Annotated in this window: 2 protein-coding genes and 1 pseudogene (1 of these 3 only partly in view); all 3 read left to right on the top strand. The window is 51.1% G+C overall.

Going from position 1 to position 1,775, the window contains the following annotated elements:
- The coding region (locus HQL52_18775; GenBank protein ID MBF0371489.1) for a tyrosine-type recombinase/integrase at nucleotides 1–919 on the top strand (919 nt) is incomplete at its 5' end.
- Nucleotides 920–981: 62 nt separating this feature from the next.
- The gene (locus HQL52_18770) at nucleotides 982–1,323 is read left to right on the top strand and encodes a metalloregulator ArsR/SmtB family transcription factor (protein ID MBF0371488.1); all 342 of its coding nucleotides are present in this window, start codon (nucleotides 982–984) and stop codon (nucleotides 1,321–1,323) included.
- A 59-nt stretch (nucleotides 1,324–1,382) separates the two neighbouring features.
- Nucleotides 1,383–1,775 (top strand): annotated as a pseudogene (locus HQL52_18765) (ArsJ-associated glyceraldehyde-3-phosphate dehydrogenase) (it continues 618 nt past the right edge of the window).

Below are 1,775 nucleotides of genomic sequence, written 5' to 3'. Positions count from 1 at the left end.
AACAGCCTTGAACATTCTTATAAATAACTTTCTTGAGCATTGCAACAGTAAGGGGCTTTCCTCTCACTCTTATAAAGCTTATTGGAAAGATTTGACTGACTTTCATGTTTGGGCCAGAAATGAAAATTTTGCAAACATTTTTACCACTAATTCTATCTCTGGTTGGTTGATAAATATTCAAAAAAAAGGTCTTTCACCAGCAAGTGTCAAGAGAAAACTGGCAACTTTGAAAGTCTTCTTCCGCTGGCTGGAGGAAAATGGCCATATTGAAGAGAATCCCTTTCACAAGTTTCGGCCCACCATTACCATCCCCAAACGCCTTCCCAGGAACCTCACTCCTGATGAGCTTCGCAGGTTGCTTGGTTCTTCAAGAGGTCCCCTCCTCCGCTTTTCAAGTAGCCGCTTCCCAAAAATCACCCTGCAACTGGCTACAGAACTTCTTTTTACCACAGGAATTCGCGTTGGGGAACTGTGTTCGATACTTCTTACCGATATGGATCTTGCCTCAGGCAACATCGCCATCAAAGGGAAAGGCAATCGGGAGCGGTTGGTGTTTCTGGAGGATCCAGAAATCGTCGGATTTATGGAACGCTACATCCCCTTGCGTCAATTTACCGCCCCCACCACCCCTCACCTCCTCGTTACCGTCAAAGGAAAACCCGTCACCCCCGATTACATACGTCGTCATCTCCACGCCTATGCCAAGGAAGTCGGCATCGAACGCAAAATAACCCCCCACATGCTACGCCATTCCGCCGCCACACAACTCCTGGAAAATGGCGTCGATATCCGCCACGTGCAAAAACTTTTGGGCCACAGCTCCATCACCACGACCGAAATCTATACCCACGTCTCCGATAACAGCCTCCGAAACGCCCTCCGAGCTGCCAATCCACGCAAACATCTCCTGGCTGGCTGAAATTAAAAAATAAATACTTGCCTATATTTGGCTAAGCGAATATCATGCCGCCCATGAACAATATGGAACGTTGGTCCCAGCTCTTTAAGGCCCTCTCCGAACCCGTCCGGCTGCGGCTTTTGCACCTTCTAGCCCAGGGAGGGGAGGTGTGTGTCTGTGATCTGGTGAATGTGTTGGGGGTTTCCCAATCCATGGTTTCCCGGCACTTGGCCTACCTGCGCAACTCCGGCTGGGTGGTGAGTCGTCGGGATGGGCTATGGATGCATTATCGCTTGGCAGGAGGGGAAGAATCTCTCCGGGCTGAGGTGCTGGCCGTTTTGGCCCGTCACGCCCAGAATGAACCCACCATGGCCACCGATCTGGAACGCCTGCAAAATTTGGATCGGGAAGCGGGTTCCTGCTAAGCATTTTTTTTCATCTTTATAGTCGTCTATCCGGATATACAGCAGAAAGTGAGGGCATCATGGCGGTTCGTGTGGGGATCAATGGCTTTGGTCGTATGGGACGCTTGGGTCTGCGGGCGGGTTGGGGCGGGTCCGAATTTGAATTTGTCCATGTCAACGAAATCAAGGGGGATGCGGTGTGTGCCGGGCATCTGTTGAAATATGACTCGGTACATGGCAAATGGGGGCCGGATGTGACCGGCGGAGCCGATCATTTTGCCATCGACGGCCACAAAATCACCTACAGCAGCGAAAAAACCCCCGGTGCCGTCGATTGGAAATCCATGGGCATCGACCTGGTGCTGGAGTGCAGCGGCAAGTTCAAAACCCCCGAAGCGGTACAACCCTATTTTGATCAAGGGGTCAAAAAAGTAGTGGTCTCCGCCCCGGTAAAAACCCAGGCCTTGAATGTG

This window comes from Magnetococcales bacterium (assembly GCA_015232395.1).
In the GTDB taxonomy this organism is placed as follows: Bacteria; Pseudomonadota; Magnetococcia; order Magnetococcales; family JADFZT01; genus JADFZT01.
The sequence above is the reverse complement of the archived record's forward strand: the minus strand, read 5'-3'. Positions and strand labels throughout refer to the sequence as shown.